This is a genomic window from Butyrivibrio sp. AD3002 (assembly GCF_000420905.1).
Classification (GTDB): domain Bacteria; phylum Bacillota; class Clostridia; order Lachnospirales; family Lachnospiraceae; genus Butyrivibrio.
Genome location: NZ_ATVV01000019.1, coordinates 48,630 through 75,561 on the forward strand (window position 1 = coordinate 48,630; position 26,932 = coordinate 75,561).

The following is a 26,932-nucleotide window of genomic DNA, read 5'->3' on the forward strand; positions in this document are numbered from 1 at the left end:
AACCTCCGTCAGAAATGACGGAGGTCCGTTATTACTGGTGGGTGAAAGTATTTATTGTAGTAACTCTCATAACAAATACTCCTTTTTCTATGCAGCTGACTGATGATCATTTGTATCCATTAGTTATTTCTTGCGCTTTGTAGGTACCGGGCTTTAATTTCATTTTTAATACAACTTTTCCGTGCTTGCTGTCGTGCGTTAATTGCCCTATATGCACCTGAAAGTGTATATCCTGTACCTTCAGCTACACCTTGCTGTTGCGATAAGATTTACATTATATTCTTTTCCGTCTATTGTAATTTTACTAATACCACTCCCGTTGTTCGTGTTGCTAACAACATAAAGCTTAACATTTTCTGCACCCAAAGGATCTATATATTTAACAGTTACCTTGGGCGGAGTTCCATTATAATATGTGGCATGTACAATCTGAATTCCGCCAGCTTTTACACTTATTCCAATGAAAATGCCTGATTTTATGCTATTTTAAGCCTCTGTTAAGGCGTTTTTAATAAAAGTTTTACTCTCCTGTTTTATAATGTTCACATTAGATATGCTCAAATTATAGATGTTAATGACAGGTGGTGATTTCTATGAAGAAGCGGATAACCTACAAGATTTCAGAAGTACAGGTGGAGTATATACAACAACACACCTTCAACATGCTCTACGACAAGACAATGTATTGGCTGTATTCTGAGAGGATGCCATTCCTCCACCCTTTCCTTGAGAGGAAGAAAAAAGAGAATGTATCACTTGAAGATCTTCTTGAGTACTGCAAAAACCAGCAGATTCAGGTATATCCCATGACCGTGAGGAAGAACAAACTTTTTACGGATATAGCTGCATATCTTGAGATGATCAATATGAAAAGACGTGGCATTTTGATCAAGAGTAATGAAATAGCGGCGCTTATCGTGGAATACACAAAATACTGCCTTGTGAACTATCCGGCTGATACAAGCACGGAGTCTGTCTGATAAGAGACGATTTCACACATTTTACACAAATTGGTCACTTTCTCTTACGATTTTATCTGTATTATATAACCATCAAGAGATTAAAAACTTCTCTTGACTCCCTCATAAGAACACACACTTTTCTTCATTAAAACAAGGCTGGAGCTTACGTGACGAAGCTCCAGCCTTCCCCATTAATCAGGTTTTCCACTATGAATAATACTTATCTTCCTTGATCAAATCTTATTAAAATGAATCTGAACAGCAGGATATACTCCGTAAAGCGGGTCTAATGCAAGACCTCCATTCATCAAAGCTCTACCGGTATATCGCATACCCTGTTCGCTTCTCTCCTCAATTCCGGCTTCTTCGGGGGAACCCTCTACGGATTTCAGCATATGATCAATTTCATAAACTGCATCCGGATCAAGCCCCGGAAGCTTCACAAAAGGAATCTCCGGATTACCTCTTACATCTGTAACTACAAGATTTAAAAGCACTTCTGACTTATCAGCAGCCACAAATTCCCAGGCTGTGAAATAATCTTCCGTAAGCTTGTCCGATAATCTGTAATATCTGCCTCTCTGAATAAGCTCGTAATACTTATTGAAAAGAGCTATCTGGCATCTCATCTCAGCACGCTCTTCCTTGGAAAGCTTTCTCGGATCAAACTCATATCCGAAAGTTCCGGACATGGCAACAATTGCTCTTGTGGTAAGAGGTGTTTTTCTCCCGTTCTGGTGATTAGGAGATGCTGAAACGTGACTTCCCATGGTACTTACCGGATAGCCATAGCTTGTGCCCTTCTGAATCTTCAGACGATTTATGGCCTCACTGTTATCTGAGCACCATATCTGAGGTGAATAGAAAAGAATTCCCGCATCAAATCTTCCACCGCCGCCTGAGCAGCCTTCCATCATAACTTCAGGATAGGCTTTTCTTAGTCTACCGAGTAGATCATAGGTTCCGAGCACAAATCTGTGCGGAACTTCACCCTGCCTGTCAGCAGACATAGCATTTGAGAAGACATTAGCCATTGACCTGTTGAAATCCCACTTGATGTATGAGATGTTGGCAGAATCAAGAATCTTCGACATGCTGTCAAACAGATAATCCACAACCTCTCTTCTTGACATATCAAGAACAAGCTGATTACGTCCCATTACAGGATTTCTGTCGGGATCGCGAAGCGCCCAATCGGGATGATTTCTGAAAAGCTCTGAATCTTCATTCACCATCTCAGGCTCAAACCAAAGCCCAAACTTCATTCCAAGACTGTTCACATGATCGGCAATCTTTGACAGACTACCGGGAAGCTTTTTCTCATTTACAAACCAGTCCCCAAGCCCCCTGTTGTCATCATTTCTTTCGCCAAACCAACCGTCATCCAAAACCAGCATCTCACAGCCAGCATCTGCTGCTGCATCTGCAATCTCGATGATGCTCTTTTCATCAAAATTGAAATATGTGCCTTCCCAGTTATTGATCAGAACAGGTCTCTTAACCTGTCTGAATTCACGCGGGCACACATTCTCACGGATAATGCGATGGTACAAAAAGCTAAGATCATTAAGACCGTTGCCGGTGTATGCCATGATTACTTCAGGAGTATCAAAGCTCTCACCTGATCCAAGTCTCCAGTCAAAATTATTACTTCCGATTCCGCAAACAAGTCGGATGCTACCGGCCTGGTCTACCTCGATTTCCTCTGCATGGTTGCCTGAATAAACAAGCATGAAGCCATAGCATTCTCCGCTATTTTCAGTTGTATCGCGGTCGCAGAGAATCACAAAAGGATTGTTGTGGTGGCTGCTGGCACCTCGCTTGGAAGAAACAACATGTACGTCATGTGTGAGCGGAATCCTCTCAGGCTGTCTCTCCATTGCATGTCTTCCATGGAAGTGAATCATGTCCATTTTCTTATTAAGCATATCAATCCCCATTGATGCTGCCTTAGTCAATCTGTGAACACTTCCGGATGTATTTGTGATCTTTGCGGATCTTGTGATAATATCTTTTTCTTCATAAACTGAGTAAATAAGAGTAACTTCTATTCCCGAAGGCTCGTCAAAAAGGCTTATCTTAAGGGTGCTTACCCTGTCCTCTTCGCCTCTTACATGGGGTAATCCCATAAGAGCCTCTTTTCCCTCTATAATGCTGTGGCTCTTATATCTCAGATCCAAAGTTCTACTGCCGTTTTCCAGAACAACGTCAATTGCACTTATTCTGTAGTCTCCGGCGCCATCCGTGCTGTACTCAAAGGGAAGGGTATCAGGTGAAATACCTCTCTTGTGCCTTCCTTCGTATGAGTTGCCGGAAAAGCCACGGTCTATCTCACGAACAAGATAGCCCATGTCATTGTTTCCAACGGGTGCTCCATAGTAGGTATGAAGCAGCATGTTGTATTCATTTATCTTTATCTGATATTCAGTGTTTTCAGTATTTAAGCAAAACACTTTGTTTTCTTTGTCAAAACTGATTGCCATATCAGAGCTTTCCTCCTGATGTTGCAATTCCTTCTACAAACTGCTTCTGGAAAATGATGTAAATAATTATCATAGGAACAATTGCAAGCACTGCTGATGCCATCATTGCGGGATAATCACTGCCATACTGTCCCTGCATCTTTGCAAGACCTGCACTAAGTGTAGTTGTGCTGGCATTTGTGCAGACGATCATGGGCCACATAAGATCCTTGAACGCAAACAGCGCAGTAAAGATTCCAAGTGAGATCATTGCTGATCTTGTAAGAGGCATCATTATGAAAAGAAATGTCTGTCCAATATTACAGCCATCAATGGCCGCCGCCTCTTCCAAATCCTTTGGCAGACTTTGATATCCCGTCTTCAAAAGGTAAGTTCCAAATGCTGTAACAAGCCCCGGGAAAACCAGTCCTGCTGTAGTATTCATCAGTTTTAGCTTTGAAACCATTAAGTACTGAGGTATTACAAATACCTGAGAAGGAATCATCATCTGGATAAGAACCAGGGAAAACATAAACTTCTTTCCGGGGAACTCGAGTCTTCCAAATGCATATCCTGCCATTGTTGCTGTAAGGCAGGCACAGATTACACGGAAAATAATGAACAAAATTGTGTTCTTGTAAAGAGTTATGAAATTATAACTCTTCCATACTGTTCCGAAGTTTTCAAAATGCCATCCATGCGCAGGTAAAATGTAGAAAGGATCTACGCTGATTGCTTCCTGGTTTGTCTTAAGTGCGGTAAGGATCATCCATACAAAAGGCACAAGCATTATGATTGCAAATATTATCAGCACTGCATATGCGAGAATTTTACCGATAATATACTTTTTTTTCATACTATCCATAACATGCTCCTTCTTTAATTGTAGAATACAATCTTCTTCTCAAGTCTCTGCAGGAAGAAGGTTGCGATCATAATAAATACTACAAGTACTACAACAAGTGTCGCGCCGTAGCCCCTGTTACTGTTTGTAAATGCGTAGGTATAGAACAGGTAAACGATTGATTGTGTCTTATTAAGAGCAAGATTCGTCTTATCCATTACCATGAACATAAGATCAAACACAGTGAGGGCTCCGATAATTCTTGTCTGAACGATAAAGAATGTTGTAGGACTAAGAAGCGGAACTGTTATGTTAAAAAATTGCTTCAAGGGTGATGCTCCGTCAATCTGGGCAGCTTCGTAATAATCTCTCGGTATTTCCTGAAGACCAGCGATAAACAGAACCATGTTATATCCGATTATTGACCAGACACCGATTATTCCTACACTGATCCATGCAATATTAGGATCTGATATCCACGCAACCTTTGTACCAAAAGTGTTGTTGATAAGTCCGAACTGCTGGTTATATAGCCACTTCCATACCATAGCTACTGCAGCAGGTGCGCAGACCATAGGAAGGAAAAACAGTGTGCGGAAAAATCCCTTTCCCGGAAGCTTATTCTGAAGAAGTACTGCAAGTATAAGAGCAATCACAATTCCAAGAGGAACCTCAACGATTGCATATTTTACAGTATTCCACAGGGATTGCCATGTTTCACCTGCCGTAAGAACAGCCTGATAATTTGCAAGACCGACAAATCTATTTCCTTTTCCGAAATCTCCGGTTTTACAAAATGACTGGTATACAGTATTAATTGCCGGATAAAAATTTAATATGATAAGTCCCAGCATGGTAGGTGTAATAAAAGCCCATCCCCAAATAGCCTGCCTTTTCTGAGACGGAGTCATTTTCCCTTTAGCCATGATTATTCTCCTCTGTTATATTACTCTGCTGCTATAGCATCCTCGATAATCTTCTGAGCATTGTCACATGCTGTAGCCATTGCTGCCGGATCATCAGGGCTCTGCCATGCATCAAGGAAAGCGCCTTCCTGCTGAAGAGCATCTTCCCAAACAGTTGTCTTTCTTGTGTAAGGACGGAAGTAAAGATCTCCCTCTTCCTCGGCTCTTACAAATGCTGAAACATCCATTCCCTCAAAAGCGCCGGAGAAATCTTCTGAAATTCCCTTCATACCGCCCATTGTTACACCAAGCTGAGCCTGCTTCTTCTGACCTTCCTCTGAGCAGAAGTAAGAAATGAGGTCGTAGCAAGCCTGAGGATCTTCAACAGCTGCATTTGCTGCCCATCCAAGACCGTTGTAGCAAGAATATCTCTCGCCGGCATCACATGAACCATTGCCGTTAACATCTGCATAAGGAAGCATTGCCCATGCATAATCTGCATGATTTTCTGCTGTGTAGAATGTGTTGATCATCCATGAACCCTGTGTGATCATAGCTGTCTTACCGGAGATGAAAAGTGAATCTGTTCCTGTCTCAGCTACTACAGACTGAGGAGCGCCAACAGAGATAAGCTTTCTGCACATCTCCATACCATTCTTAGCTTCGTCGGAACCGATTGTTGTTCCCTTGTGATCTTCTGTGATAACCTGTGCGCCGTAATCGTAAACAAGGTTGTACCATCCATCCTGGTTGTTGGAAGTGTTCATAGCCATACCATAAACATCGCCGTTTGAACCCTCGGTGATAGCCTTAGCTGCCTCGTACATATCTTCCCATGTCCAGTCATCTGTAGGATATTCTACGTTGTACTGATCAAAGATTGCCTTGTTATAAAGAAGAGCGATTGTGTCATGATCCTTGGGAAGTGCATACTGTTTGCCACTGCTGCTGTAAAGATCCCAAACACCTTCGTAATAGTTGCTCTTATCGATTGAAGAATCATTAGCAATGTAATCTGTAAGGTCAAGAAGAATATCATTCTCCATATACATCTGTGCTGTGTTGGAATGCATCCAGAATACATCGGGCATATCTCCGCCTGAAGCACCGGCTTCAAGAAGTGTCCAATAGTTATCCCAATCGATAACCTCGATGTTAACCTTAACACCGGACTTAGCTGTCCAGTCATCAGCTATCTGCTGGATTCCTGCCTGCTGGTTTGAATCCCAGATGTTGATTGTGATGTGGTCTGTCTTATAATTTCCGGAAGCAGTGCTTTCTGAGGCAGTGCTCTCGGTATTCTCAGTAGTTGCCTGGGTGTTGTCTGCTGAAGATCCGCCACAGCCGATCATTCCTACAGCCATCATAGAACTAAGAACAAGTGCCAATACTTTCTTTTTCATTTTTTCTTATCCTCCATTTGTTTTGCAGATTTATTTCTGCTTTTTTGTTTGCCTGTCTTGCTTAGTTTATCCATTACAAATGTTTCTTTACATGTTATTATGTTGGTAGTATTTGTCATTTTGTGAGGTGGTTATTTTATGAATACAAAAACAGATGGACCCGGATTTGATTTTTGCGCTTTTCTTGACTACGACAAAAGCGATGAAGTAAGGCTTTATGAGATAGGACGTTATGTGGCAAAAACCTGTTATTCATACGGCCCCGTTATACGTCCTCGCGGCATTTTGCATTATGTGACTTCTGGCAAGGGCATGCTTCAGATTATGGGAAAAGAATACTCTATCCATGAGCAACAGATTTTCTTTATTCCGGCAGGTATCAGTGCATACTACATAGCTGACAGCGAGGATCCCTGGACATACTGTTGGGCTCATCTCGGAGGTTCTGCTATGCTTGAGCTTTTTAACGAATGCGAGCTCAATGAGATGCAGCCTGTACGCGATGTTAAACTCCGGGAAGGCGAAACAAAAAGCGCTCTTCAACGTCTGATGGACGATCTTTTTGAAAACTATGAAAGGGAATACTTCAGCATTGCCAAAACCTATGAACTGATGGACTTTCTTCATTCTTCCTATGCCCGCAGCGAGGAAGAAACAAATGAAAGCCTGCAGCTCCAGTACGTCCGCACAGTGATAAAATTCATACAACTTAAGTTTTCAGAACCCATCCATGTAGAAGACATAGCAATGACCTGTGGCTTAAACAGAAGCTATTTATCAAGGCTTTTTCATGAAGCAACAGGCTCTACAATCAAGGATTTCCTGTCAACTTATCGTGTTAACATGGCTAAAAATATGCTGAAAAAAACCGACAACACAATACAATTCGTTGCATTTGCTGTCGGTTACAGTGACATATTTACTTTTTCAAAAGCTTTCAAGAGAATAACCGGTATGTCCCCCAGTGAATACAGAAGTTCTCCTGATATTTAAATGTGTCTAGGCTTTATTTTTTCCCTTGCCATAACGGAACGGTCTTGCCACATTGACATTGAAGAACTCTATAAGCGGCCCCATGAAAAATCAACTACGTAGCCCACAAGGAACAAATTGATAAATGTGGCTATCACAACACCTCCAAGAGTCATAGCAAGGCGTCGCTTCATTTCGTTATCAATCTTACTAAACATATTCGTGTCCTCCAGGTAAGAATGATATCAAAGCGATTTTTTGTAAACAATGTTATTTTGTGAGGTGTTGAAATTCATTGAAGTTCTAGCTATTTAATTGTGAAATCAAACTGTACATAGCTTGATCTGCTTCCGGAAACATAGAATTCTATATACATCACAGTGTTTTGATAGCATGCAAAACCGATGCGTCTTGTCTTTCTGGCCATACCGGTATTTTTAGAGGCAAATAAACCACTGGTTCCGATTCGCTCCGAATATAGATATCCGTCGGGCTCCATCAATTTTTGCAGAACATTGAAATATCCGTTCACATAGTTTTTTCTTTTGTTTCCATGAACTTTATTTACAGTAAAATAATAGTCTTTTTCCTTGGGAGCCATGAATCTTATGAGGCCGTAGGCTCCGGAATTCTTCGGCTTTTTAATCTTGAATCTATAATGTCCCGGTTTTACACGATATGCGATGCTGTCGAGATAAAGCGGATCATCGTTGCTGAAAGTGTGCAAGGTTTTAAGTGTTTTCTTTCTTACTTTAGCTTCTACGGTTATGGGATTAGCCATCGTGGTAGCCAAAATCAAAACAAGTACAAGGGACAAAAATTTGATAACAATAGATTTTTTACTCTTACCCATTTTGCAATCCTCCATAAGAAAACTTCAGTCTTTTACCACCTCTACAGGAAACTAAATCTCCTGAATCATATTTTATGAGTGTTCGAGTGAAAAAACTATTAAATTTTTATAAAAAAGAATTTTTTAGGCCGTTGATACTATAAGCTAATAATGTATGGAGAAAAATATGAAATTAAGGAGTAACCTAATGAAAAAAACCGCAAAGATTTTGTCAGTGTTCATGGTGTTATTGATGATTTCGCTCTGTGCCTGCTCAGCTAAAAAGGCACCGGATAAAGGTCAGGAATATATAGGAATCGTCTCCGCGATGGATAATGAGATAGCGTATCTATTATCAGAGGCAGAAATAGATCACGTTGATACCATCGGTAAGGTTGAGTATCACGTTGGAAAATTGTGCGGGCAGCCTGTTATCATATCCAGAAGTGGAATCGGCAAGGTGCTTGCGGCATCCGGAGCGACTGCCATGTTGAATAATTACAATATTAAGAACGTGATATTTACAGGAATTGCCGGCGGTGTCGGGGATGAAACCAAGGTGCTGGATGAAGTAATTGCTGAGCGCCTTGTACAGCACGATTACGGAATGATTTCGAACGACGGCTTTATCTGGAGCGGAACCGGTTCTATGGGTGAACTTGGTGATGAAGGCTACTACTACTGCGATGAAGAGCTTGTGAAAAGAGCGTACGATGCTGCTGTTTCCGTGGTGGGAAAAGAGCATGTCTTCAAAGGAACAATTGCCACAGGAGACCAATTCGTTGCGTCTGAGGAATATGTAAAAAAGTTAAGCGATGATTTTGGAGCTATCGCCTGTGAAATGGAAGGTGCTTCGGTTGCGGCAGTATGCTATCAGTATGACATACCATTTGTTATTATACGTGCGATGTCCGATAAGGCCGATGGTAATGCCTATGAGAGCATTGAAAATATGGGAGACATCGCCGCAAATAATTCAGGAAAAATTGTTGTTGCCATGTTACTCCAATAAGCCACTGTTATGAAGCCTGTCATAGATGGCTTTTCCAAGCTTTCCGTGGGCATCCTTGTCAATATGTACTCCGTCTGCGGGGCTTGGTGAAACTATCTTGGAAGCATCAAGAAACGCGCAGCCGTACATGTCAGCCAGCTGTTTATACCATTGTGCAAGCTCTGAGGAAACCTTTGCTGCATTTATAAAATCGAAGCAGTCTTCAAGCCAAGAGCCTTTGCCTGTTGTACCTACAAGCGGAGGTGATATCAGAAGAATCTTCATCTTATCGTTCATGCGAAACCTGTTGTGTGCCTGAACTTTTTCAAGGAATATCTGCATCTCTCCTGCTATATCCATGGAACAGTATGAAAATTTCCTCTTAAGATCATTGCTGCCCAGCATGATGATCATCACATCAACAGGGGACTGACTCTCGATACAGGGAATAACGTACTTGAGGCCGTTTTTCTCACCCTCTGCGGGATCGTCGGTAGCAATGGTTCTTCCGTTGTGTCCTTCCTCGATAACCTTGTAGGAATCGCCCAGAAGTGTCTGCAGCACACCGGTCCATCTCATATTTTCATCTATTCTGGTCCTCTTTTCGGGATCATATCCCCATGTAAGAGAATCTCCAAAACATAACACACGTTTTCTTTCCATTTTGTCCTCCAAAAGTTGTACATATTATTGTTTAGCCATTATATAACAAACCGAGCTCTTTCTTACTTCTTACGTTTTTCGCTAATCTCCTCGTTGGAGTCCATACCGATATACAGAATCTCCGGGACAAAACCTAAGGTACTTGCGGCGTACCAGCCGCCATCAAATTTATTGGCATCGTGAGCTCCGCTTTCCACTTTTTGATTATATCAAGGTCTGTGAGCGAGGCCTGGTCATATAGAGTATCCGTGGTTACCTCGCTGCTGTCGGTGCAGGGGGTTCCGTCAGGGTTATATGAATTGGTTTTTCACCAGGCGTTTTCATAGATAAGACGCCCGTTTCGGATTATAATATTTTAAGGCTCATATGCTATCAAGTTAAACCAGTAGAGCGAAACTATGGCTTATAACTGCTGGATTATTTGCTTTGCACATTTGCAGCAGTTGTTTTTAGTGGCAGTATTCTACCGCATATCTTATTTGGTTTATTTACGGCAGTTATTTTTTCCATCTAATGGCTGCCGCATTTTCGATTGTTCCTATTTGTAGCAGAGATGGTATCGTAAAAGCTACTGCCACAATTAGCATATTTCACTTTTTCAGCAGACTATACTACTAAATTTATACTGCTGTTATTCGTACTTTTTTGTATTGCAGCAGGGAATATACAAATAATAGGTTTATTGACGTCTGATCATCTAATATCTGGCCACGCAAAGAATAGCTATTATCTCAAAAGGCATAGCCCCTTACTCCAGTCGCATATCGAAGGCTTTTTTTGACTCTCCGTTGAAGCCTTTATGCTCATAAAACCTATGGGCGTCGGTTCGGGCTTTGGCGCTCTGTAAAATTGCTTTATAACAATGTAGTGATGCTAAATCTGAAGCTGTTAGTTTTCTAAATTCCATGTCTTTTACTCACCCAAAACATACATCTACAGCCCTCGCTGCCCTCTGTCACTAATCTTCCCATTTATAAATTCTATATCTTTTTTCACCCTGAAACTATCAATTGAGTACGCCAGTATCAGCACTACTCCGACATAGACAAATGCCATCCAGAAATTGGTTGGATAGAACCATCCTGCTATAAATCCGAAAAGCATCACTAAGACTGTTATCGCAAAATATTTTACTACATAATACATTGCCATTGATAAAGAAAGATACTCGTCAATCAGGTAATTTACGACTGCGATAATTAAAGCCAGGCCGAACAGCTTGAGGACAAGCCCTATCTCCTCTGTGACTCCTGACCATATTATGGAAATAGCGAATACGGACAAAATCATCAACGCCGCCAATATGCAAGTATCCCTCAGAATTATCTTTATACTCTTCATTTTTGGAAAACCCTCTTTATATCCTTCAAGTACTTTCTGGAAACAATCAGCATCTCATCATTATCAAGCACTGCCTCAAGGTGACTATTCCTGACCTGCCGGATTTCTTTCAAGTGATCCGTGTTCATAATGCAGGTCCTCGATATTCTGACAAGATCGGTATCTGCAGTTATGGATAGCATCTCCGGCATGGAGGAGTCAAGGCGATACACGTCTTTTGCAGTATAAAGGAACAGTTTTCGCTCTACGTTCTCAATGTAATAGACATCTGACAGACTTATTTTCACCCGGCGTCCATCTATGCTTGCAGAAAAGCTTGTATCCATGCTGCTTATCCTGCGAACCAGAGATGTGACGAAATCAGTGTGTTCCGGGTATTCAATTGTTACCGTAAGCGGTTTATCCTTTACCTGTCTTGTTATGATCTGCATACCTTTTCCCTGTCAGCAATTTTATAGTGGTACAAACGATATCTCCGGCGACAGTAAGGATACCTCCCGCCAGGCTCCGGGGTGCCCATGTAAACACAATTTCTTTCATTCCGGCACCGAAAATTATTGGAAACAATATTAGAACTAATGCAAGAAGAACTATTAGTATCGTATCACATCCAAGGAGAAGTGATTGCCTTTTTGTGATGAAAATAGCCCCAAAAAGAAAAATGCCAACAGCTGTCACGGCTGAAAAGACAATATCAAAAGTCGTCCAGATGTCTTTGGTCAGTGGCCCCGGATTTTTGCCTGATAAAATATCAAAAATACTGTTGCACAGACTGTCTGTAGTGGCCGCTACATTCAGGTTGGAAAGAACACATACACCTATTTGGTTCTTATCTTCAAACACAATTCTTGAAGAATAATTCGGGGTACCGCCTGAATGACCTGTCACACCGTCAGCGAAAAGTTCCCAGCCGGAATAATAATCCCCTTCCGACTTGAGCTGTTCTTTGATTTTTGAAAAAGATTCCTTAAAATCTTCCGGGATTTCGCTGTTTCCTAAGCAAATTTCAATCCATCTGCCCATGTCCTCAGTGTTTGAATAGAAATATCCTGCAGGTATGCTTGCTTCCTTTACAGCCATGTGAAAATCGAACGCATGACGGTATCCGAGCCTTGTTCCTTCGACAATTCTGCCGCTATAAGGCATTCCGACATATGTATTTTTCAGACCAAGCGGCAAAAGGATATTTTGTTCCATGTAGTCAGTATAGGGCATTCCGGATACATTTTCTATGACGAGTCCCAGAAGATTGTAATTCACATTGGAGTATGCATACCCGGCTCCGGGCATGCTGTTTAACTCACTCCCCGAGATTCTGTCAGCCCACTCTGCAAGGGTCTCCGTCGCCGCAGCACTCGGGTATTCTTTTTCATTATTTGTAAAACCGCTCTTCTGCTCAAGCAGATTCCTTACCGTAATATCAGCTTTCCTGGAATCAAAGAAAGCCTCAAATCCCGGGATATAGTCAGAAATTACGCCATTTTCATCAATGACGCGTTCTGTTATCAGCCTCTGAATAGCAAGCCCGGTAAAGGCTTTTGTCATGGAACCTATCTGGTAGAGCCCTTCGCTATCGCCATAATATGAGACATCGCCGTGGTTGTAAACTACAACGCTTACGTGATTGCATTTTGTCTCCTGCTGATATTGCTTTATAAGATCCTCTATGTCATTGGGATTTGCAGTCTGTGAGATGCTTCGTAAGAAAACGACCGTTATTAAAAAGATAGCCAATATGGCTGTGATTCTTCGTGTGCTCATATGCAGCGTTCCTCCATAATTAAATCATAGAGGAGCGCTGAGCACTTTACCATATATCACTACAGATAGTGCAAATATAGCTACACTTGTTTCATGCATAGTTTCAGGATTTCAAAATCAAAATGCCCTTTTCTCCAAGAATTCCGCTGCATTCATCGGTATTATTCCACTTACGGCTATATACAACCTCAGTATTATCACCGAAATTTATGACGGCATCTGACTCTCCGCAGTTTAAGTATACCTGAAGGCTCTCATTATCACCGATTTTCAGATATGATATTACCCTTTCGTCAGCAACATCATTAGGAAAATGGAAATTCCTGCTCTTACAGGATTGCAGAGATTTTCTCATGTTTATAAGCGTTTTCATCTCTGAGAGCTCGGCATCCTTTTTCCCTGAGTCTATCTCATCCCAGGGCATGCATCTGCGACAGTCGGGATCATAGGATCCATCCATGATTACTTCTGTTCCGTAATAGATGCATGGGCTTCCGGGCATTGTGAAAAGTACCGCAAGCTGCTGATAGAAAATGTCCACATTTTTCTCTGCCTTCTCAAAGAGTCTGTTGGTGTCATGCGAATCCAGAAGATTGAAAAGGACGTCATTTACCTGGGAATAATACATAGTAAAGCATCTGTTTATGTCATATTCAAAGGTCTCACGGCCTCTGTTTTTATAAACCCAGAAATCAGCTATCGCTGTGGAAAGCGGATAATTCATCACCGAGTCGTACTCATCTCCCTGGAGCCATGACATGGAATCGTGCCATATTTCACCGAGCAGATAAAAATCGTCCTTCATACGCTTTGTCATATAGCGAACTGCTTTGAGGAAGGAATGTGATATCTCATTGCCCACATCGAACCGCAGCCCGTCAATATCAAACTCATCAATCCAGAATCTGATGATATCCAGCAGATAATCCTGAACCTCAGGATTATTGGTGTTGAGCTTTGGCATGTATTCTGCGAAAGCAAAGGAAAAATACCTTCCGTCTCTGGTGTCGCGTCCCTGCTCCACAGGCCATTTATTTACCATGTACCAGTCCGCATACTTTGACTGCTGTCCGTTTTCCAGGACGTCAAGCCACATGGGATGGTCACTTCCGGTATGATTAAATACCGCATCAAGCATGACTCTGATACCCGCGTCGTGAGCCTCCTTCACCAGGTTCTTTAAGTCTTCGTTGGTTCCGAAATGCGGATCAACCTTCTTATAATCACGGGTGTTATATTTATGATTGCTGTGCGCCTCAAATATAGGATTAAGATATAGTCCGGTAATTCCAAGCTCCTTGAGGTAGGGAATTTTATCGCGTATGCCCCTGATGTCGCCGCCGTAGTAGTCGTGCATCCCGACCTCGCCGGTCTGCCATTCCATCACATTCTCAGGGTCTATGCTCTTATCGCCGTTGCAGAATCTCTCGGGGAAAATCTGATACCACACGGTATCGTTTACCCATGCGGGAGTCTTGCAGACATCTGCAGGATTCATCCAGGGCATGATGAAATACGAAAGAATCTTGCCCTCCTGATTCATCTCCTCCTCGCTGTAGAAACCATCCTCGAAGAAATATACACATTCATCACCCGAGTGAAGCTCAAAATAGTACTTACATCTCTTGTGCTCGGGGCAAAGCGTTGTCGTCCACCAGATGTGGTCCTTCAATCTTTTCTTGAAAAATATTTCTTCCTTCTTGCCGTTCCAGCGCTCTTTTCCGCCCATTATTCCCGCATCGTACGGATCTCCGTGGTATATGAAAATCTTATCAACATCGTAGCCTGTTTTTATGTTGATAATCAGCTGGTTTTCATCAAGGCTATAGCAGTATTGTTCGGACATTCTGTGATATATTGCACCTAAATTCATATTCGCTCCTCTTGTTATGGAAAACGTTTTCCGTTGCAATAAAAACTATACCCTATACGGCCAAATAAATCAATGCCTTATTTTGTAACTTATTTTCAGCATAAAATCTGTGAGACAGGCACCGATTCCGTTTCTGAATTCCTGTAGAATTAAAAGAATACTGATATCCATAGCTAATCCTCCGGACAATATTTCGGCTGCTTTTTATTTTTTCTTGATCGGAATCCACAGTTCGCAGAATATATCCGGCCTGGTCCCATCAAAGTAAAGCTCGTAGTCAGTCTCTTCGGAAGCCTCGTAGCCCATCTGCGGCAGAAACTCCTTATAGAACTTCACCCAGGTCTTGGCGATGCAGTCGCCATCTTCACCCACACATTCAAATACTACATAGGTCCCGGGATTGACATCCCAGATGTGGAAGCCTTTTTTCTCCAGATCTGCCTGATTGAACTGTGCAGTATCCTCGTCGATGATGATGCCGATACCGTACTCAAAGGTGTCCTTTCCTTCTGTAGTCGGACTGCAAAGACCGTAGAGATCGCGCTTTCCATCCTCTCTCAGCATCCAGATCGGCGACAGCATATTCTTGCTGTTGCATTCTCCCCAGAAATCCGCCACTTCGTGGTTGGCCTCGTCGTTAATAATTCCGTTACTGAACTCCCTTACCAGTGCGATAAACTTCTTCTCTTTTGTTTGAACGATACGATAATCCATACTCTTACCACCTTTCACAGATAATGTAATTGTAAGCGGATTAAAAAGCGTCAGTTTGCCGGCTTCTTCTCTGGCTGTTTTCGGCGCGACACCGTGAAACCTTGTGAAAGCCTTAGTAAAGCTTTCCGGTGTTTCGTAGCCATACTTCATTGCCAGATCAGTGATCTTCGCATCGGTCTCTACAAGCTCTTTCCCCGCCAGAGACAATCGGCGGTTACGGATATATGCGTTGGCCGTTAAGCCTGTCACGAAACTGAAAGCCCTGTGAAACTCGTAGCTCGACGTGTGCACCTGCTTCGCTACGTCTTCATAGTTGATCTCCTCGAGAAGATGCTCCTCCATATACGTGATAGCTTTTTGTAATGCTTCGATCCATTCCATGCTTTCTTCCTCCTGCTCACAAGTATATTATGGATGAGTATTGAAAATCGTACATTTCCTCGTTTGCGAAGATTTGTCAGGTCACTTCTTCCTGCCTATTCCATTGTCCGTACTCTTTCTTTTCCCTTTTCATCCAAACCAGCAGGGTGACTGTATTTTTTCTCATATACCCCCTCCGAATTTCATACCTCTTAGTCGGGTCTGCCGCAATAAATCTTTATAGCCCGGAAAATAAACTCGGCAGTCCCCTTACCACCCATTTTTTCTATGTTTTCTGTAAGTTCTCCGCCGCCTACATAACCGGTTCCGAGACCATATAATATATCATTAGTGCAGGTATACATATTTTCTGTAATGAAATCCTGTACTCTCTTAACCTGGCTCTGGACCTCTTTAGACGCAGGATCCATCTCCTTCATGGTTCCGAATTCCTCAAAAAGCTTGGTAAAGTCAGCCATAAGGCCACTTTCATATTCTTTTGTCCAGTTCTTGCTCTTTTCTGCATATTCCTTATATGCCGGAGTCTTCCCCCACTGTTCCTTTGCTTTTCTTGCGTATTCGTCAAGCTTACTACTGTCAAATGCTGTAAAATCCAATTTTCTCACTCCTCTCACTTTAAGGTACTTACAGAGGTTAAGCAGATTTTCAATATGCTCCTTCTTAAGCTCCAGGAGCTCGATCTGCTGCTCCAATGCCTTTGTTTTGTCAAAATCAGATCTGTTTATTATGTCTTTTATATCCTTAAGCGGAAACTCCAGCTCCTTGAACAGTAAAATCTGCTGCAATTTTTCCAGAGCTGCATCGTCATACAGTCTGTAGCCCGACTCCGTATATTCTGCCGGTTTTAAGAGTCCTATCTGATCGTAATACTGCAAGGTGCGTATACTCACTCCTGTCAGTTTACTTACTTCATTTACTGTCTTCATAGCGTTCATCTCCTTCACGTGTAACTATAGCTTAAACTATAACGTAACGTCAGAGTCAACACCTTTTTTAGATTTTTGTCAAAACCATGCATTCTGTTGAATCGGTAAATCCTATTTTTTCATAGAGAGGCCGTCCTAATTCGGTTGCATCAAGACTTATTTCGGTAGCACCCCTTTCCCATGTTTTCTCGATCAGTAGCTCAACCATCTTTTGAGCAATACCCTGCCTACGATATTCGTTTCTTGTGTATACATTCATAAGGTGCGCCCGTTTTCCAGTTAGATGATAAAATGTTGGCATTATCCTGATAAAGCTCATGGATGCACAGCCAATAACAATGTCTCCATCTAGTGCAAGAACAGTAATATGATCGCCATTCAAAAAGTAATCACGACTTTCATTTATCATTTCATCAGAAAACTCGTAATCTTCTGACAGATTATTCACTACCTTAAGCATTTCAAGGCGACTGCTCATCATGCTCTCAATATCATTTTTTGTTGCAACTCTTATATCAATCATTTTTCATCCGCCTCCCATACATTTTTCATTTAACAGATCCTCCTAATTATCAGAACTTTGCCATTTTTATCAAATAAAGGATAAGTAGATGTCCCGGATAAAAGGTATAGAATAGCCATTTAAGCCCTTTCCCTCTTTTTCCGTTATAAAGAAGCAGAGGTATAATACTGAGTCCGGTGGTACAGTAGTATCCCATAGTCCTTGTGAGTGCAAGAAATGCCACGCCCACACCGGTTCTGAGAAAATGCTTTGAATTCTTGAATACATAGAACAAAAAGACAGAGATTATAGCAAAAACTGTATAATCTGCTTTGACTAATAGTGCAATAAAGGCTATTGCAATAATAACAAGTGTTCCGCAAATACTTTTTACTACATTATACTTTCCGGTATCTTCTTTAACTTCTCCACGGATTATGTCAAAGAGTTTCAGCGCAAGCACTGACAAAAAGAACGTCAGCATGATGTTTTGGTGACCCAGCCCTATTTTTCCGTCAAAGGCAAGATCAAACGGGATTTCACTTATCAAAGCAAAAATGCCGAGTCTCAGGATATATTTCTTCTTATCTCTTGTATGAATGTAGCCTTCCGCAATGCAAAATGCAAAAAGCGGCATTGCAAGACGTCCAATCATCCTTGGCCACATCACGCCCGGTAAAAACATGTCCCCTACATGATCAAAGACCATGCTGATCATCGCTATGATCTTAAGCATTGTTCCGTCAAGGACTCTCAATCCCTTACCTTTTTCCATAAAAATCTCCCCGTATTTTTCACACATTAGTCGATTGACTGACATTTAAACAGCTTTTTCCTCGTCCATTCCACTAAGATAGGCCGCGATAGGCTCTATATACCTGATATCCGATATGTCATAGGATGTAGCCATCCTGTCAAACATTATCTTTTTATCTTCAGGCAGGTCCTTTTTATTCCTAAGAGAAGATACAAACATCTTCATTGTAATTCTGGTCGGAGCCTTCATCTTTTCGTAGTTCATGCCGCCCTGGCAGTAGAATACCTTGATATACTCTCTCTGTTCGTCTGTGAGCGCATTCTGAAGAAGCAAATCCACCATATGATCGCCATTAGGTGTTCCACCTACGCAAAACATAGCAAGGGACTTATTTTTCCAATTTACTGCCTTCTCCAGGAACCACTTGGACTTCACAATCTTCTCTGCCATAGCCCATCCGCCGTAGCAGATTGCATCATAGTTATCAAAATAATCTCCACTCTTTTTCTGCGCGTCCTTAAGATCTAGAAGATCCGCGCCTACTCTGTCTGCAAGCCACTCGGCGTACCTTTTTGTAAATCCCGTCTGCGATGTGTAAATAACAAGTGTTTTCATATTTCTCCTCCTCATTTCATTTGAAATTGTATCTTTCTAAGAAAATATCTATATGCTTTTCAATAGTTTGAAGAGCTTCCTTCTTTTTTCTGGGCTCCCTATCAATCAATTGGACCATAATCGTGATGGGCGATACGAATTCAAGGGCAATTATGGCAGCATCTCCTTTCACCATCTGCCCGCGCTCCATCATTTTTTGGAAAATTGATGTATAAATATCCTGAAGATATGTGAGTTGATGCATGGTAGTCTGCTTTGCAAGGGTAGAATTTCTATATTGCTCCATCGTAATGAGCTTTCGCATCTTTTTGGCGGTGTCATTTTTCAGGGTAAAATGCAGCGTTTTCAGAACGTATGCCTTGAGTTCCGCTCCGGAATTGATCATATCCGCCAGATTACTGCTTATCCCCATACCTTCCTTATATTCATCTTCCGCAGTGTTTATCACGGCTTTCAGAAGATCCTCTTTATTCTTGAAATATTTATATATTGTCGGCCCCTTTATACCGATGGATTCTGCTATTTCATCTACGCTTGTTCCATCATATCCTTTCACAGAAAACAGATCTCTTGCTGCTTTTATTAAAGGCTCTTTAGCGTTTGTTCTTGGCATATAGTCTCACTTTCCCCGCTGTTTATCGACTTCTTCACGGATTGTTTTTCTAACTATCGTTACCAATTATATTCTAACGTTCGTTAACTGTCAATTAATCGTTTTATTAAAAACGCAAAAAAATACGCAGCCCTGTAAAAGGACTGCGAAAAAATCAAGATGTAGACGGTATTAGCGAACGTTGTTATTCTTCTGCGATTATGCCATATAATTCAGGTCGCCTGTGTTTGTGCCCCCACACTTCACGATGGCGATAATCCCGCAGCATATCTAAATCAAGCTCAGCAACGTACACGCCCTCTTCCTCAGGAGCTTCGAACACGCAGGTATCCCGTGAGCCGGAAAGCTCCGGAAGATATGCAACGCCGTCAAACAAGGTGGAATGGCCGTTGCAATCGGGGTGAGGAGCCGGATAATTACAAGTGGCGATGGCCATATCAAGCTCTGCCGCGAGCTCCGAAAACCGGTTCACAAACAAGCTATCATAGGAAATGGCGCATTCCCGGATACTGTCTGCATCATGGGGAAAATTGTATCCGCAGCTCCACATTTCGGGAAAAATTGCAATGTCTGCACCTTTTTCCTTCGCTTGTCGGCATGCTGCGATTCCTTTTTCCAGGTTTTCTTTGGGGGCTTCCTTCAGGAAGGAGCTGCAAAAACGCGATTGAAAGGTTCATAGTTTTCTCCTTATGGTTTTCACTAGATTATCGTTTGTGATCAAAAAGCCATTCCTGGTATGCGTCATCCTCCATAACGGCAAGTTCCACATGATGGTAGCTATAGGTCGAATCGTTCGATGCTTCTGCGCCTGCGGCGTTCATCTCATCGTCGGTATATTCCGTAAAATGGACATCCGTGGCACCAAGATCGGTAAGCTTCTTATAGGCATTTCTGCTCTCCGTAATGGGTATTGTGCCATCATGTTCTGCCTGTGCAAACCATATTGGGACATCCTTCATTTTTTCCAGGTTCGTGGAAGCGGCGGGACCATAGTTAAGTGCCGGGCATAATGCAATAGCACCTGCTACGTAATCCGGATATTTCTCACAGAACTCGATCGTAGAAAGGCCGCCAAAAGAATTGCCCATCACGTATATCCTTGACGGATCAACTTTTCCCTCGGATACCATCGTATCAACGAGGGCTTTTACTTTATCTAAAGCTGCGCCTCTTGTTGTAGCCTCATAATAGCGTTCATCCTTTATCACCGGGGCGAGGACGTAGCAGGGACGTACCTTCTGGTTTTCCGGCTCAGCCCATTCCACCGCTGTTCTATATGTCAGCAGGTTATCGGTATCTCCGAACCCATGGAAAACAATGACAATCGGCATATTTTCAGTAGTTTCCGGAGTAAACAGATGATATTCAAAATTGGCATCATCTTCCATATTTGCGGTTGTAAAACTGTCTGCGACAGGAGTAACCACGTTCTGCACGTCCTCGTAGGTAAATGAGAGATTCGGATCAGAGTTGCAGGTAACAGTAAAATCCTTTACATAGAAGAATTTCTCCGGAAAATCTTTCGGAATAAGCGTTATAGTGCGGTCCACTACTTCTGCATTTTCAAAATCACATTCGAATTCATGCAGCGATGTATCCTGCCATTTATCAGCATGGCCCTCCATATGGAAATCCGCAGCATTTAAAGATGCGGTGGCCGATTCGGACATTGTGATAACAAATTTTTCTGGATATTGTCCTGTTTTCCTTACAGATGTAACGATTTCTACATGTGTTATATCCATATTTGACTTCGCCCCTTCCTGCCCGCTATTGGACCGACTATTACCCATAACCATTCCCAATATATAGGGAATAAGCCACACAACCCACACAAACAGGCTGAGACGGTGAAATGTATGCATGCTCTTTTCATCTTTCTTAACAAGAACAACCGTAGCCCATATTGCATGGATCAGCATAAGAACAATTGCGATAGCGCCTGTTATTCCATGAAGGCTGACAGCTGCTGCATCTGCAGTTGATGTGAGCTTAGTCATAAGATGCGTTCCTATTCCGTCGCATAACAAGCCTGCCCAGAAAAAGAATAAATGAATCGGTTTTAATTTCTTGCCGATTCTCTCCGACCACACTCCGACAGTGTATAGAACCAGTGCAAGTGTGATGAATATTATCGCTTTTATCAGCGTTTGTGACATAATTAGTTCCTCCGGTAGATTTGTAAATGAGAAGGCTTTTTAGGCATTTTGGTATCCATTTAGGTCACTTTTTCGTGCCTTACTATGACTATTTGTAAATGAGAACCGGTTTTTAAAAAATTGGTACCCGTGTTTTGAGAAATCATGGGTACCAAATCGTCAGTTTGGCATTCTCATTTACTTTTGCTCTTCAAATACCGATAAAACAAGACAAAAAAGGGTACCAAAGTCCTGAAAATATGCATTTATTTACTCGCTTTTGTCATTACTGAATATTATATCAGAAGCATGCTCATCTCTGTTAATTGTTTCCAAAATGTTGATGAGACAACATTTTGGAATGTTTATAAAAAAACCGCCGGATTCTCTGTTGCGAAAATCTGGCGGTTTTGAATTCTGTTGTTTTTTACGTCCATTATGGCTATTTGGATACCCCATTTAGCTGTTGTTTTTAGTCCGTGTTCAGTATTCTCAAGCCATGCTTCCTACATATCTTGATCTGCCAAATCCAAGGATTACCCTGCCAAGTCCTGCAGTAAACATCAGAACCAGACCCATGAAGAAGCCTTTTCCGAAAGCTTTAGCAAGCTTGAAGCAGAATATTGTCTGGATGAGGAATGATAATAGTGTAAGTCCTCCAATGACCACAGGATTTACACCTGTGGCACTCATTACTGCTACAACTACGCCAAGGCTTAGTGATACTATTCCAATCCATCCTTCCCAACAAAGCTTGTACTGAAGATATATGTTGTAAACCGGAATAATGCTGTACCATCCCGGAAGTCCTGCCTTTTTAAATATTCTCCAGTTGGCGATTATAATAAGCAGTGTGAAAAATCCAATTCCAACGATTCCTAAAATTGCTACCATGCTCTCTGTCATAACCATTACCTCCTATGTCAGGATGCTTAACATCGTTTATTTGTTGTTTCTGAGGTAATGATATCAGTTCATATATCACATTTTTATCACACGGACTGCTTCCATTCCGCCATTCCCTGCAAATCTTTTCACAAAGAATCCAAACACATTGCGGACAAGCGGACCGGCAAAGAATATCTGCCAGCAAAGTGCCATGGGGAAGTTCATAGCTGTGGTCTGGAGCCATACTGCAACGAATTCAGTGCCTGCGTCCTTGAAAAGGATTGTAGCGACGAAACTCATTAGCGGGCACATCAGACATACTGACATAGCTGAGATGGCAAGGATTATCATGATCATCGGATCTTTACCAGGAGTAACGAATCTAAATGCAAGCTTTTGGGCGAGTTTTCCGACGAAAAGAAGTTCTACTACTACTGCTATGGGCCACATGATCAGCATCTCTTTAAAAGCTGCAAGGAATATGAAATTCTGCATGCCGCCCACATTAAGGGAAATATTGTAGCAGATCATTGCATAGACCATGACAAATGCCATGAATAAAGTGAAAATAACATCCTGAAATTTGTTTTGCGGTAACATACCTGGGGGTTCTCCTTTCATTAAAACCAGGGGAAGACCTCGGGCGTGTTGTTCGTTTGCACCTTGCGGTGTTTCGTTTCCAATGTTACCAGCTCTACATCTTCTATAATTTTGTTCGACAAGCAGTGATTATAGCAGAAAAAATATTTTCATGTAATACTTTTTTTCAGCAGCTTCTTATAGGTTTTCTTTGTAGAAAGCTTCTTTTCCGATTGAAGTAACGTTGCTTCCGATAGTCACGGATTTGGTTTTTTTGTTACCTTTCATGAATCTTGGCGCAATATCGCTGACATTCATGGTAACGCCGTCAGCAACAACTGTATCCGGGATGATAACACTCTTTCTCGCAGAAGTAAGTCCTATTGCACTTACGTTACCGGATTCATCCAATACGCGGTCATACATATTGAACAGGCCGCACGAGGGTATTTTCTCATTACATATTATTATCCCTGAGGATGAACTGCTTACTATAAAGGATTGGAAAATTGATTACAATCCCCAGGGAATTTAAAAAGGTCGAGATTTCAAAGAACGGGCTGATAGTGACCACTCCGGAATTATTTCTTCATGGCATATGAACCTGGTCCGTCCGGGTTAAATACCTGCACCTCTTCGCTGCCAAACAGCGCTTTTTCATCAAGGTCGAACGTATTGACCGTATTCTCTGCTTTTTCCGCGGCTGCTTTTACGGCTTCGCTCTGCTCCTGCTGTTCTTTTAGCTGCTTCAAATAATCACTGTCGTATTCTAGTACTTTTGCAAGATAGATGACGCCGGCAAGCTTTAGAACGTTACCGCTCTCATAAGCTATTTTTGCATTCTCTTCTATTTTCTTAGTGGTTTCACTGCGCGGATATTTCTTTAAAACATCCACAGCCATAGGAAAATACGCCTCATCAACATCACAAAGGCAGTCAAACAGGAAGTCGATGCCCTCTGTGTTCTTAGGATTTCCAAGGACTCTCAGAAGTTCAACACCGTTACATACGCAATATTCGTTCTTATATTCCTTGAAATCAAGGTATCGTGAAAGCGGAACATCTTTGCGGTGGATGGCCTCAGCTGTTCGGTTTATTTCCTTGTCGGAAAAAACTCTCTTAAAAATGGCTGTGTTAACTTTACCATCTTCGGAAACAGGTTTAAGACGCTGGTTCTTATTGTTGTTCTGCCAATAGTTATGACTACTGCTGACGATGGCCTTTTCCCATAAATAGCGAACTCTCCCCCAATCCGCTTTGGACAGCTTTGATCTGGGAGTTTTTAGCGCATTGTTAAACTCCAATCCTGCTTTGGGAGGAACTGATTTGTAGTACTCTCCCCTATCTTTAAAATACGCCTCTATATCAGCGCTAATGAATGGAAGTCTTGCTTTTTTCGGAAGCTTAACTATCATTCCGTCGATTGTATATAGCTCGTTTTGTTTCTTGTTGTATCCACACAGAAGGTCTGTGGGAAAATAGCCGCCAAGAATGCATACCCACTTATCACTTTTGCTTACCTTTATATAGCGGGATTTAAGGCCGCTTTTTTTCACATATTTGCTGAAGGTCTCTCTTTCAATCAGGTCTTCCGATTGGGCCTCTCCGAGCATTTTTGAAAAATGAGGGATTCTGCTGTATTCGGATATTATATGAGGATCTTTTGTTGATGTGGACGTCAGTTTGTCTAATTGGCGGGAATCACGATAGAGGCTAATTAGCAAAGGCGTCAGGAATATACTTGTTGCAATAACTATGCCGGTGTATATTACTGCATCTTCTGACGGAAATAGGGCATCCAGTTTAATGATGATACAGCCTGTAATAAAAATGGCCGCTACCAAATAGCCGGTAGCAAAAACACCATAGGCCAGTATAGCAAGCATCTTTTCAAACCAATTTCCATATTCAATTCGCTCATCTAAAAACCTAAACATTGTATTTCTACTTTCATAAAACAAATCTTACAGAGAAAAAGTATAACCTATCGACACCCTTTTTTGAACGACGAAAACACAAATTGTTCACTTTGTATTAAGTCTCGTTTTAGGTTGGGGTGATATTCTACGCTTGTCAAGAAACACAAAACACCGTTTTGAAACAAGGAGAAAAACAATGAAAAGAATCGAAGTAAAGAAGCTTATTCCTTACGTATCTATAGCACTTATATGTATGACATTATCCGCTTGCGGACAGAACGCGGCGACTGCCGGCACAGCTGCGGAAGATATTGCTATTGAAGCGACAGAACAGTTGCAGACTGAAGAAACCGAAACAATAGATGAGAACACATCTGATATACCTGAGAGTGATGCTCCGGAAAAAGCTGAAGGTGAAGTGCCCGAAAAGCCTGAAGGAGAAGCACCTGAAGGAGAAGCTCCCGGCGAGCCACCCAGTGGTGAGAAGCCCGATGGAGAAGCTCCCGGCGAGCCCCCGAGTGGCGAAAAACCCGATGGAGCGCCCGGAGGCGGATTTGGAGGCGGCGGAATGAGCAGTGCTGACATAGATTACTCAGGAGCTACCACCATCTCAAGCAGTGACTCGCTAGATGGTCAAACCTATGAAAGTACGACCGCTGACGAAAGCGCTCTTTTAATTGAGACCTCCGATGATGTGACCATCTCGGATGCAACTGTTAGTAAGACCGGTGATTCTGACGGTGGAGACAACTGCAATTTCTATGGACTTAACGCAGCTGTTCTGGTAAAAGACGGATCTACTACAACAATAACAGGTGCTACTATAACATCTGATGCAGATGGTGCAAACGGCGTATTTTCATATGGTGGAAATGGTGGCCAGAACGGCGCTGAAGGCGACGGAACAACTGTTATCATCTCGGATTCAACAATTACAACTACAGGAAATGGCTCAGGAGGTATCATGACAACAGGTGGCGGAGTTACAAAGGCTTCAAACCTCACAGTTGAAACCAGCGGACAGTCATCAGCTGCAATCCGCACTGACCGCGGCGGTGGAACAGTTACTGTTGATGGCGGAACCTATACAACTAACGGTCTCGGTTCACCCTCAATCTACTCAACAGCCGACATTACTGTTTCCAACGCAACACTTGTTTCCAATCTGTCAGAGGCGGTATGTATTGAGGGAATGAACTCTATCACCCTCGAAAACTGCGATATGACAGCAAATAACACACAGACTAACAGCAATGCCACATTTTATGACTCAATCATGATTTATCAGTCTATGTCAGGTGATGCAGACAGCGGAACTTCAACTTTTGATATGACAGGCGGCAGCCTTACAAGTGAAAATGGTCACGTTTTCCATGTGACAAACACTAACGCTGTGATCAACTTAAACAATGTAAAGATAACCAATAAGGATTCCGAAAACATCCTGCTCTCTGTCTGCGATGACGGATGGAGCGGAGCTGGCAATGTTGCGATTTTAAATGCAGAAAATCAGACCCTTGAAGGAACGATCCTCGTAGGTGACAATTCCACTCTCACACTCAATCTTACAGAGGGCTCAGAATTTACAGGTACTATCAGCGGAGAAATTACAAACTGTAAGGGCGACACTGTTTCAACAGAAGTAGGTGAGGTCAGTGTAACCCTTGATGATAGCAGCACCTGGACTCTCACAGCAGATACATACATCACTTCCTTTGACGGAGATGTTTCCAACATAGTAAGCAATGGCTACACATTGTATGTAAACGGAACAGCGGTTAACTAAAGGAAACTGACAACAGCTCAGCCTATTATAAGGGCTGGGCTGTTTTTATTGAAACCGGCTTTGTTGATATGCTACTATGAATGTTGATTCACCAAAAACAAGACG

At 42.1% G+C, this 26,932-nt stretch carries 28 protein-coding genes; 4 read left to right on the plus strand and 24 right to left on the minus strand.

Annotated features, from left to right (window positions below; all coding sequences use genetic code 11):
- Nucleotides 1-593 precede the first annotated feature (593 nt).
- Entirely contained in the window at nt 594-980 is a 387-nt protein-coding gene (locus G596_RS0113530; RefSeq protein ID WP_022762371.1) for a hypothetical protein, read from the plus strand.
- Nucleotides 981-1,195: 215 nt separating this feature from the next.
- Here the strand turns inward: G596_RS0113530 and G596_RS0113535 are convergent, their stop codons facing one another.
- From G596_RS0113535 to G596_RS0113550, 4 genes are read right to left on the minus strand one after another with little or no spacing between them, the layout of a single operon-like run.
- Entirely contained in the window at nt 1,196-3,445 is a 2,250-nt protein-coding gene (locus G596_RS0113535) for an alpha-galactosidase (RefSeq protein WP_022762372.1), read from the minus strand.
- Between the two features lies 1 nt (nt 3,446).
- Nucleotides 3,447-4,289 carry a carbohydrate ABC transporter permease gene (locus G596_RS0113540; protein WP_022762373.1) on the minus strand — a complete coding sequence of 281 codons (843 nt, stop codon included), beginning with the start codon at nt 4,287-4,289 and terminating at the stop codon, nt 3,447-3,449.
- 14 nt (nt 4,290-4,303) lie between these two features.
- Entirely contained in the window at nt 4,304-5,194 is an 891-nt protein-coding gene (locus G596_RS0113545) for a carbohydrate ABC transporter permease (RefSeq protein ID WP_022762374.1), read from the minus strand.
- A gap of 20 nt (nt 5,195-5,214) precedes the next feature.
- Nucleotides 5,215-6,576 (minus strand): ABC transporter substrate-binding protein, encoded by a 1,362-nt coding sequence (locus G596_RS0113550; protein WP_022762375.1) that lies wholly within the window; start codon nt 6,574-6,576, stop codon nt 5,215-5,217.
- A gap of 138 nt (nt 6,577-6,714) precedes the next feature.
- Here G596_RS0113550 and G596_RS0113555 point away from each other — a divergent pair, with 138 nt between their 5' ends.
- Nucleotides 6,715-7,569 (plus strand): AraC family transcriptional regulator, encoded by an 855-nt coding sequence (locus G596_RS0113555; RefSeq protein WP_022762376.1) that lies wholly within the window; start codon nt 6,715-6,717, stop codon nt 7,567-7,569.
- Between the two features lie 68 nt (nt 7,570-7,637).
- On the opposite strand, the gene G596_RS25775 is transcribed toward G596_RS0113555, so the two are convergent.
- Together G596_RS25775 and G596_RS0113565 are read right to left on the minus strand one after the other, a co-directional pair.
- Nucleotides 7,638-7,766 (minus strand): hypothetical protein, encoded by a 129-nt coding sequence (locus G596_RS25775; RefSeq protein ID WP_022762377.1) that lies wholly within the window; start codon nt 7,764-7,766, stop codon nt 7,638-7,640.
- Nucleotides 7,767-7,855: 89 nt separating this feature from the next.
- Entirely contained in the window at nt 7,856-8,401 is a 546-nt protein-coding gene (locus G596_RS0113565) for a hypothetical protein (RefSeq protein WP_022762378.1), read from the minus strand.
- 187 nt (nt 8,402-8,588) lie between these two features.
- On the opposite strand from G596_RS0113565, the gene G596_RS0113570 reads away from it, so the two are divergent.
- Nucleotides 8,589-9,392, plus strand: a complete 804-nt coding sequence (locus G596_RS0113570) for a 5'-methylthioadenosine/adenosylhomocysteine nucleosidase (RefSeq protein WP_022762379.1) — start codon at nt 8,589-8,591, stop codon at nt 9,390-9,392.
- On the opposite strand, the gene G596_RS0113575 is transcribed toward G596_RS0113570, so the two are convergent.
- The 18 genes from G596_RS0113575 to G596_RS0113665 form a co-directional block, all read right to left on the minus strand.
- A complete protein-coding gene (locus G596_RS0113575; RefSeq protein ID WP_022762380.1) occupies nt 9,381-10,034 on the minus strand; it encodes an SGNH/GDSL hydrolase family protein in 654 nt (217 codons plus the stop codon). The two genes, G596_RS0113570 and G596_RS0113575, sit on opposite strands and share 12 nt — an antisense overlap.
- A gap of 62 nt (nt 10,035-10,096) precedes the next feature.
- Nucleotides 10,097-10,231 carry a hypothetical protein gene (locus G596_RS25780; RefSeq protein ID WP_278246765.1) on the minus strand — a complete coding sequence of 45 codons (135 nt, stop codon included), beginning with the start codon at nt 10,229-10,231 and terminating at the stop codon, nt 10,097-10,099.
- Between the two features lie 736 nt (nt 10,232-10,967).
- On the minus strand, nt 10,968-11,375 hold the full coding sequence (locus G596_RS0113580; RefSeq protein WP_022762381.1) for a hypothetical protein: 408 nt from the start codon (nt 11,373-11,375) through the stop codon (nt 10,968-10,970).
- Nucleotides 11,372-11,806: a LytTR family DNA-binding domain-containing protein gene (locus G596_RS0113585; RefSeq protein WP_022762382.1), complete on the minus strand. Its 435-nt coding sequence runs from the start codon at nt 11,804-11,806 to the stop codon at nt 11,372-11,374. The genes G596_RS0113580 and G596_RS0113585 overlap by 4 nt, the downstream gene beginning before the upstream one ends.
- Nucleotides 11,775-13,136 (minus strand): serine hydrolase domain-containing protein, encoded by a 1,362-nt coding sequence (locus G596_RS0113590; RefSeq protein ID WP_022762383.1) that lies wholly within the window; start codon nt 13,134-13,136, stop codon nt 11,775-11,777. Before G596_RS0113590 ends, G596_RS0113585 begins: the two co-directional genes overlap by 32 nt.
- Before the next feature lie 103 nt (nt 13,137-13,239).
- Complete coding sequence (locus G596_RS0113595; RefSeq protein WP_022762384.1) at nt 13,240-15,009, minus strand: glycoside hydrolase family 13 protein; 1,770 nt, start codon at nt 15,007-15,009, stop codon at nt 13,240-13,242.
- A gap of 204 nt (nt 15,010-15,213) precedes the next feature.
- Nucleotides 15,214-16,104, minus strand: a complete 891-nt coding sequence (locus G596_RS0113605) for an AraC family transcriptional regulator (protein WP_022762386.1) — start codon at nt 16,102-16,104, stop codon at nt 15,214-15,216.
- 191 nt (nt 16,105-16,295) lie between these two features.
- On the minus strand, nt 16,296-17,030 hold the full coding sequence (locus G596_RS0113615) for a MerR family transcriptional regulator (RefSeq protein ID WP_022762388.1): 735 nt from the start codon (nt 17,028-17,030) through the stop codon (nt 16,296-16,298).
- Between the two features lie 67 nt (nt 17,031-17,097).
- Nucleotides 17,098-17,553, minus strand: coding sequence for a GNAT family N-acetyltransferase (locus tag G596_RS0113620; protein WP_022762389.1), 456 nt, complete (start codon nt 17,551-17,553; stop codon nt 17,098-17,100).
- Between the two features lie 49 nt (nt 17,554-17,602).
- Nucleotides 17,603-18,307, minus strand: coding sequence for a TraX family protein (locus G596_RS0113625; protein ID WP_022762390.1), 705 nt, complete (start codon nt 18,305-18,307; stop codon nt 17,603-17,605).
- Nucleotides 18,308-18,352: 45 nt separating this feature from the next.
- Nucleotides 18,353-18,904, minus strand: a complete 552-nt coding sequence (locus G596_RS0113630; protein WP_022762391.1) for a flavodoxin domain-containing protein — start codon at nt 18,902-18,904, stop codon at nt 18,353-18,355.
- Nucleotides 18,905-18,920: 16 nt separating this feature from the next.
- On the minus strand, nt 18,921-19,517 hold the full coding sequence (locus G596_RS0113635) for a TetR/AcrR family transcriptional regulator (protein WP_022762392.1): 597 nt from the start codon (nt 19,515-19,517) through the stop codon (nt 18,921-18,923).
- 184 nt (nt 19,518-19,701) lie between these two features.
- Nucleotides 19,702-20,160, minus strand: a complete 459-nt coding sequence (locus G596_RS0113640; protein WP_081646747.1) for a nitrilase-related carbon-nitrogen hydrolase — start codon at nt 20,158-20,160, stop codon at nt 19,702-19,704.
- A 61-nt stretch (nt 20,161-20,221) separates the two neighbouring features.
- A complete protein-coding gene (locus G596_RS25880; protein ID WP_022762394.1) occupies nt 20,222-21,676 on the minus strand; it encodes an HsmA family protein in 1,455 nt (484 codons plus the stop codon).
- A 471-nt stretch (nt 21,677-22,147) separates the two neighbouring features.
- Nucleotides 22,148-22,561: a DUF5684 domain-containing protein gene (locus tag G596_RS22220; protein WP_022762395.1), complete on the minus strand. Its 414-nt coding sequence runs from the start codon at nt 22,559-22,561 to the stop codon at nt 22,148-22,150.
- Between the two features lie 75 nt (nt 22,562-22,636).
- Nucleotides 22,637-23,143 carry a DUF2798 domain-containing protein gene (locus G596_RS0113655; RefSeq protein ID WP_022762396.1) on the minus strand — a complete coding sequence of 169 codons (507 nt, stop codon included), beginning with the start codon at nt 23,141-23,143 and terminating at the stop codon, nt 22,637-22,639.
- 177 nt (nt 23,144-23,320) lie between these two features.
- Nucleotides 23,321-23,548: a hypothetical protein gene (locus tag G596_RS0113660; protein ID WP_022762397.1), complete on the minus strand. Its 228-nt coding sequence runs from the start codon at nt 23,546-23,548 to the stop codon at nt 23,321-23,323.
- Nucleotides 23,549-23,703: 155 nt separating this feature from the next.
- A complete protein-coding gene (locus tag G596_RS0113665; RefSeq protein ID WP_022762398.1) occupies nt 23,704-25,059 on the minus strand; it encodes a hypothetical protein in 1,356 nt (451 codons plus the stop codon).
- Between the two features lie 178 nt (nt 25,060-25,237).
- Between G596_RS0113665 and G596_RS0113670 the strand changes: the two genes are divergently transcribed.
- Entirely contained in the window at nt 25,238-26,827 is a 1,590-nt protein-coding gene (locus G596_RS0113670) for a hypothetical protein (RefSeq protein ID WP_022762399.1), read from the plus strand.
- The last annotated feature ends 105 nt before the right edge of the window (nt 26,828-26,932 follow it).

What these genes read in the sequence shown, in the direction of transcription:
- G596_RS0113530 (WP_022762371.1), top strand. Translation starts at nt 594, where the DNA reads ATGAAGAAGCGGATAACCTACAAGATTTCAGAAGTACAGGTGGAGTAT.
- G596_RS0113575 (WP_022762380.1), bottom strand. Translation starts at nt 10,034, where the DNA reads ATGGAAAGAAAACGTGTGTTATGTTTTGGAGATTCTCTTACATGGGGA.
- G596_RS25775 (WP_022762377.1), bottom strand. Translation starts at nt 7,766, where the DNA reads ATGTTTAGTAAGATTGATAACGAAATGAAGCGACGCCTTGCTATGACT.
- G596_RS0113590 (WP_022762383.1), bottom strand. Translation starts at nt 13,136, where the DNA reads ATGAGCACACGAAGAATCACAGCCATATTGGCTATCTTTTTAATAACG.
- G596_RS0113595 (WP_022762384.1), bottom strand. Translation starts at nt 15,009, where the DNA reads ATGAATTTAGGTGCAATATATCACAGAATGTCCGAACAATACTGCTAT.
- G596_RS0113550 (WP_022762375.1), bottom strand. Translation starts at nt 6,576, where the DNA reads ATGAAAAAGAAAGTATTGGCACTTGTTCTTAGTTCTATGATGGCTGTA.
- G596_RS0113535 (WP_022762372.1), bottom strand. Translation starts at nt 3,445, where the DNA reads ATGGCAATCAGTTTTGACAAAGAAAACAAAGTGTTTTGCTTAAATACT.
- G596_RS0113605 (WP_022762386.1), bottom strand. Translation starts at nt 16,104, where the DNA reads ATGGAATGGATCGAAGCATTACAAAAAGCTATCACGTATATGGAGGAG.
- G596_RS0113630 (WP_022762391.1), bottom strand. Translation starts at nt 18,904, where the DNA reads ATGAAAACACTTGTTATTTACACATCGCAGACGGGATTTACAAAAAGG.
- G596_RS0113570 (WP_022762379.1), top strand. Translation starts at nt 8,589, where the DNA reads ATGAAAAAAACCGCAAAGATTTTGTCAGTGTTCATGGTGTTATTGATG.
- G596_RS0113665 (WP_022762398.1), bottom strand. Translation starts at nt 25,059, where the DNA reads ATGTTTAGGTTTTTAGATGAGCGAATTGAATATGGAAATTGGTTTGAA.
- G596_RS0113580 (WP_022762381.1), bottom strand. Translation starts at nt 11,375, where the DNA reads ATGAAGAGTATAAAGATAATTCTGAGGGATACTTGCATATTGGCGGCG.
- G596_RS0113670 (WP_022762399.1), top strand. Translation starts at nt 25,238, where the DNA reads ATGAAAAGAATCGAAGTAAAGAAGCTTATTCCTTACGTATCTATAGCA.
- G596_RS0113625 (WP_022762390.1), bottom strand. Translation starts at nt 18,307, where the DNA reads ATGGAAAAAGGTAAGGGATTGAGAGTCCTTGACGGAACAATGCTTAAG.
- G596_RS0113585 (WP_022762382.1), bottom strand. Translation starts at nt 11,806, where the DNA reads ATGCAGATCATAACAAGACAGGTAAAGGATAAACCGCTTACGGTAACA.
- G596_RS0113655 (WP_022762396.1), bottom strand. Translation starts at nt 23,143, where the DNA reads ATGTTACCGCAAAACAAATTTCAGGATGTTATTTTCACTTTATTCATG.
- G596_RS0113620 (WP_022762389.1), bottom strand. Translation starts at nt 17,553, where the DNA reads ATGATTGATATAAGAGTTGCAACAAAAAATGATATTGAGAGCATGATG.
- G596_RS0113540 (WP_022762373.1), bottom strand. Translation starts at nt 4,289, where the DNA reads ATGGATAGTATGAAAAAAAAGTATATTATCGGTAAAATTCTCGCATAT.
- G596_RS0113635 (WP_022762392.1), bottom strand. Translation starts at nt 19,517, where the DNA reads ATGCCAAGAACAAACGCTAAAGAGCCTTTAATAAAAGCAGCAAGAGAT.
- G596_RS0113660 (WP_022762397.1), bottom strand. Translation starts at nt 23,548, where the DNA reads ATGTATGACCGCGTATTGGATGAATCCGGTAACGTAAGTGCAATAGGA.
- G596_RS0113565 (WP_022762378.1), bottom strand. Translation starts at nt 8,401, where the DNA reads ATGGGTAAGAGTAAAAAATCTATTGTTATCAAATTTTTGTCCCTTGTA.
- G596_RS25880 (WP_022762394.1), bottom strand. Translation starts at nt 21,676, where the DNA reads ATGTCACAAACGCTGATAAAAGCGATAATATTCATCACACTTGCACTG.
- G596_RS0113545 (WP_022762374.1), bottom strand. Translation starts at nt 5,194, where the DNA reads ATGGCTAAAGGGAAAATGACTCCGTCTCAGAAAAGGCAGGCTATTTGG.
- G596_RS0113555 (WP_022762376.1), top strand. Translation starts at nt 6,715, where the DNA reads ATGAATACAAAAACAGATGGACCCGGATTTGATTTTTGCGCTTTTCTT.
- G596_RS0113615 (WP_022762388.1), bottom strand. Translation starts at nt 17,030, where the DNA reads ATGAAGACAGTAAATGAAGTAAGTAAACTGACAGGAGTGAGTATACGC.
- G596_RS22220 (WP_022762395.1), bottom strand. Translation starts at nt 22,561, where the DNA reads ATGACAGAGAGCATGGTAGCAATTTTAGGAATCGTTGGAATTGGATTT.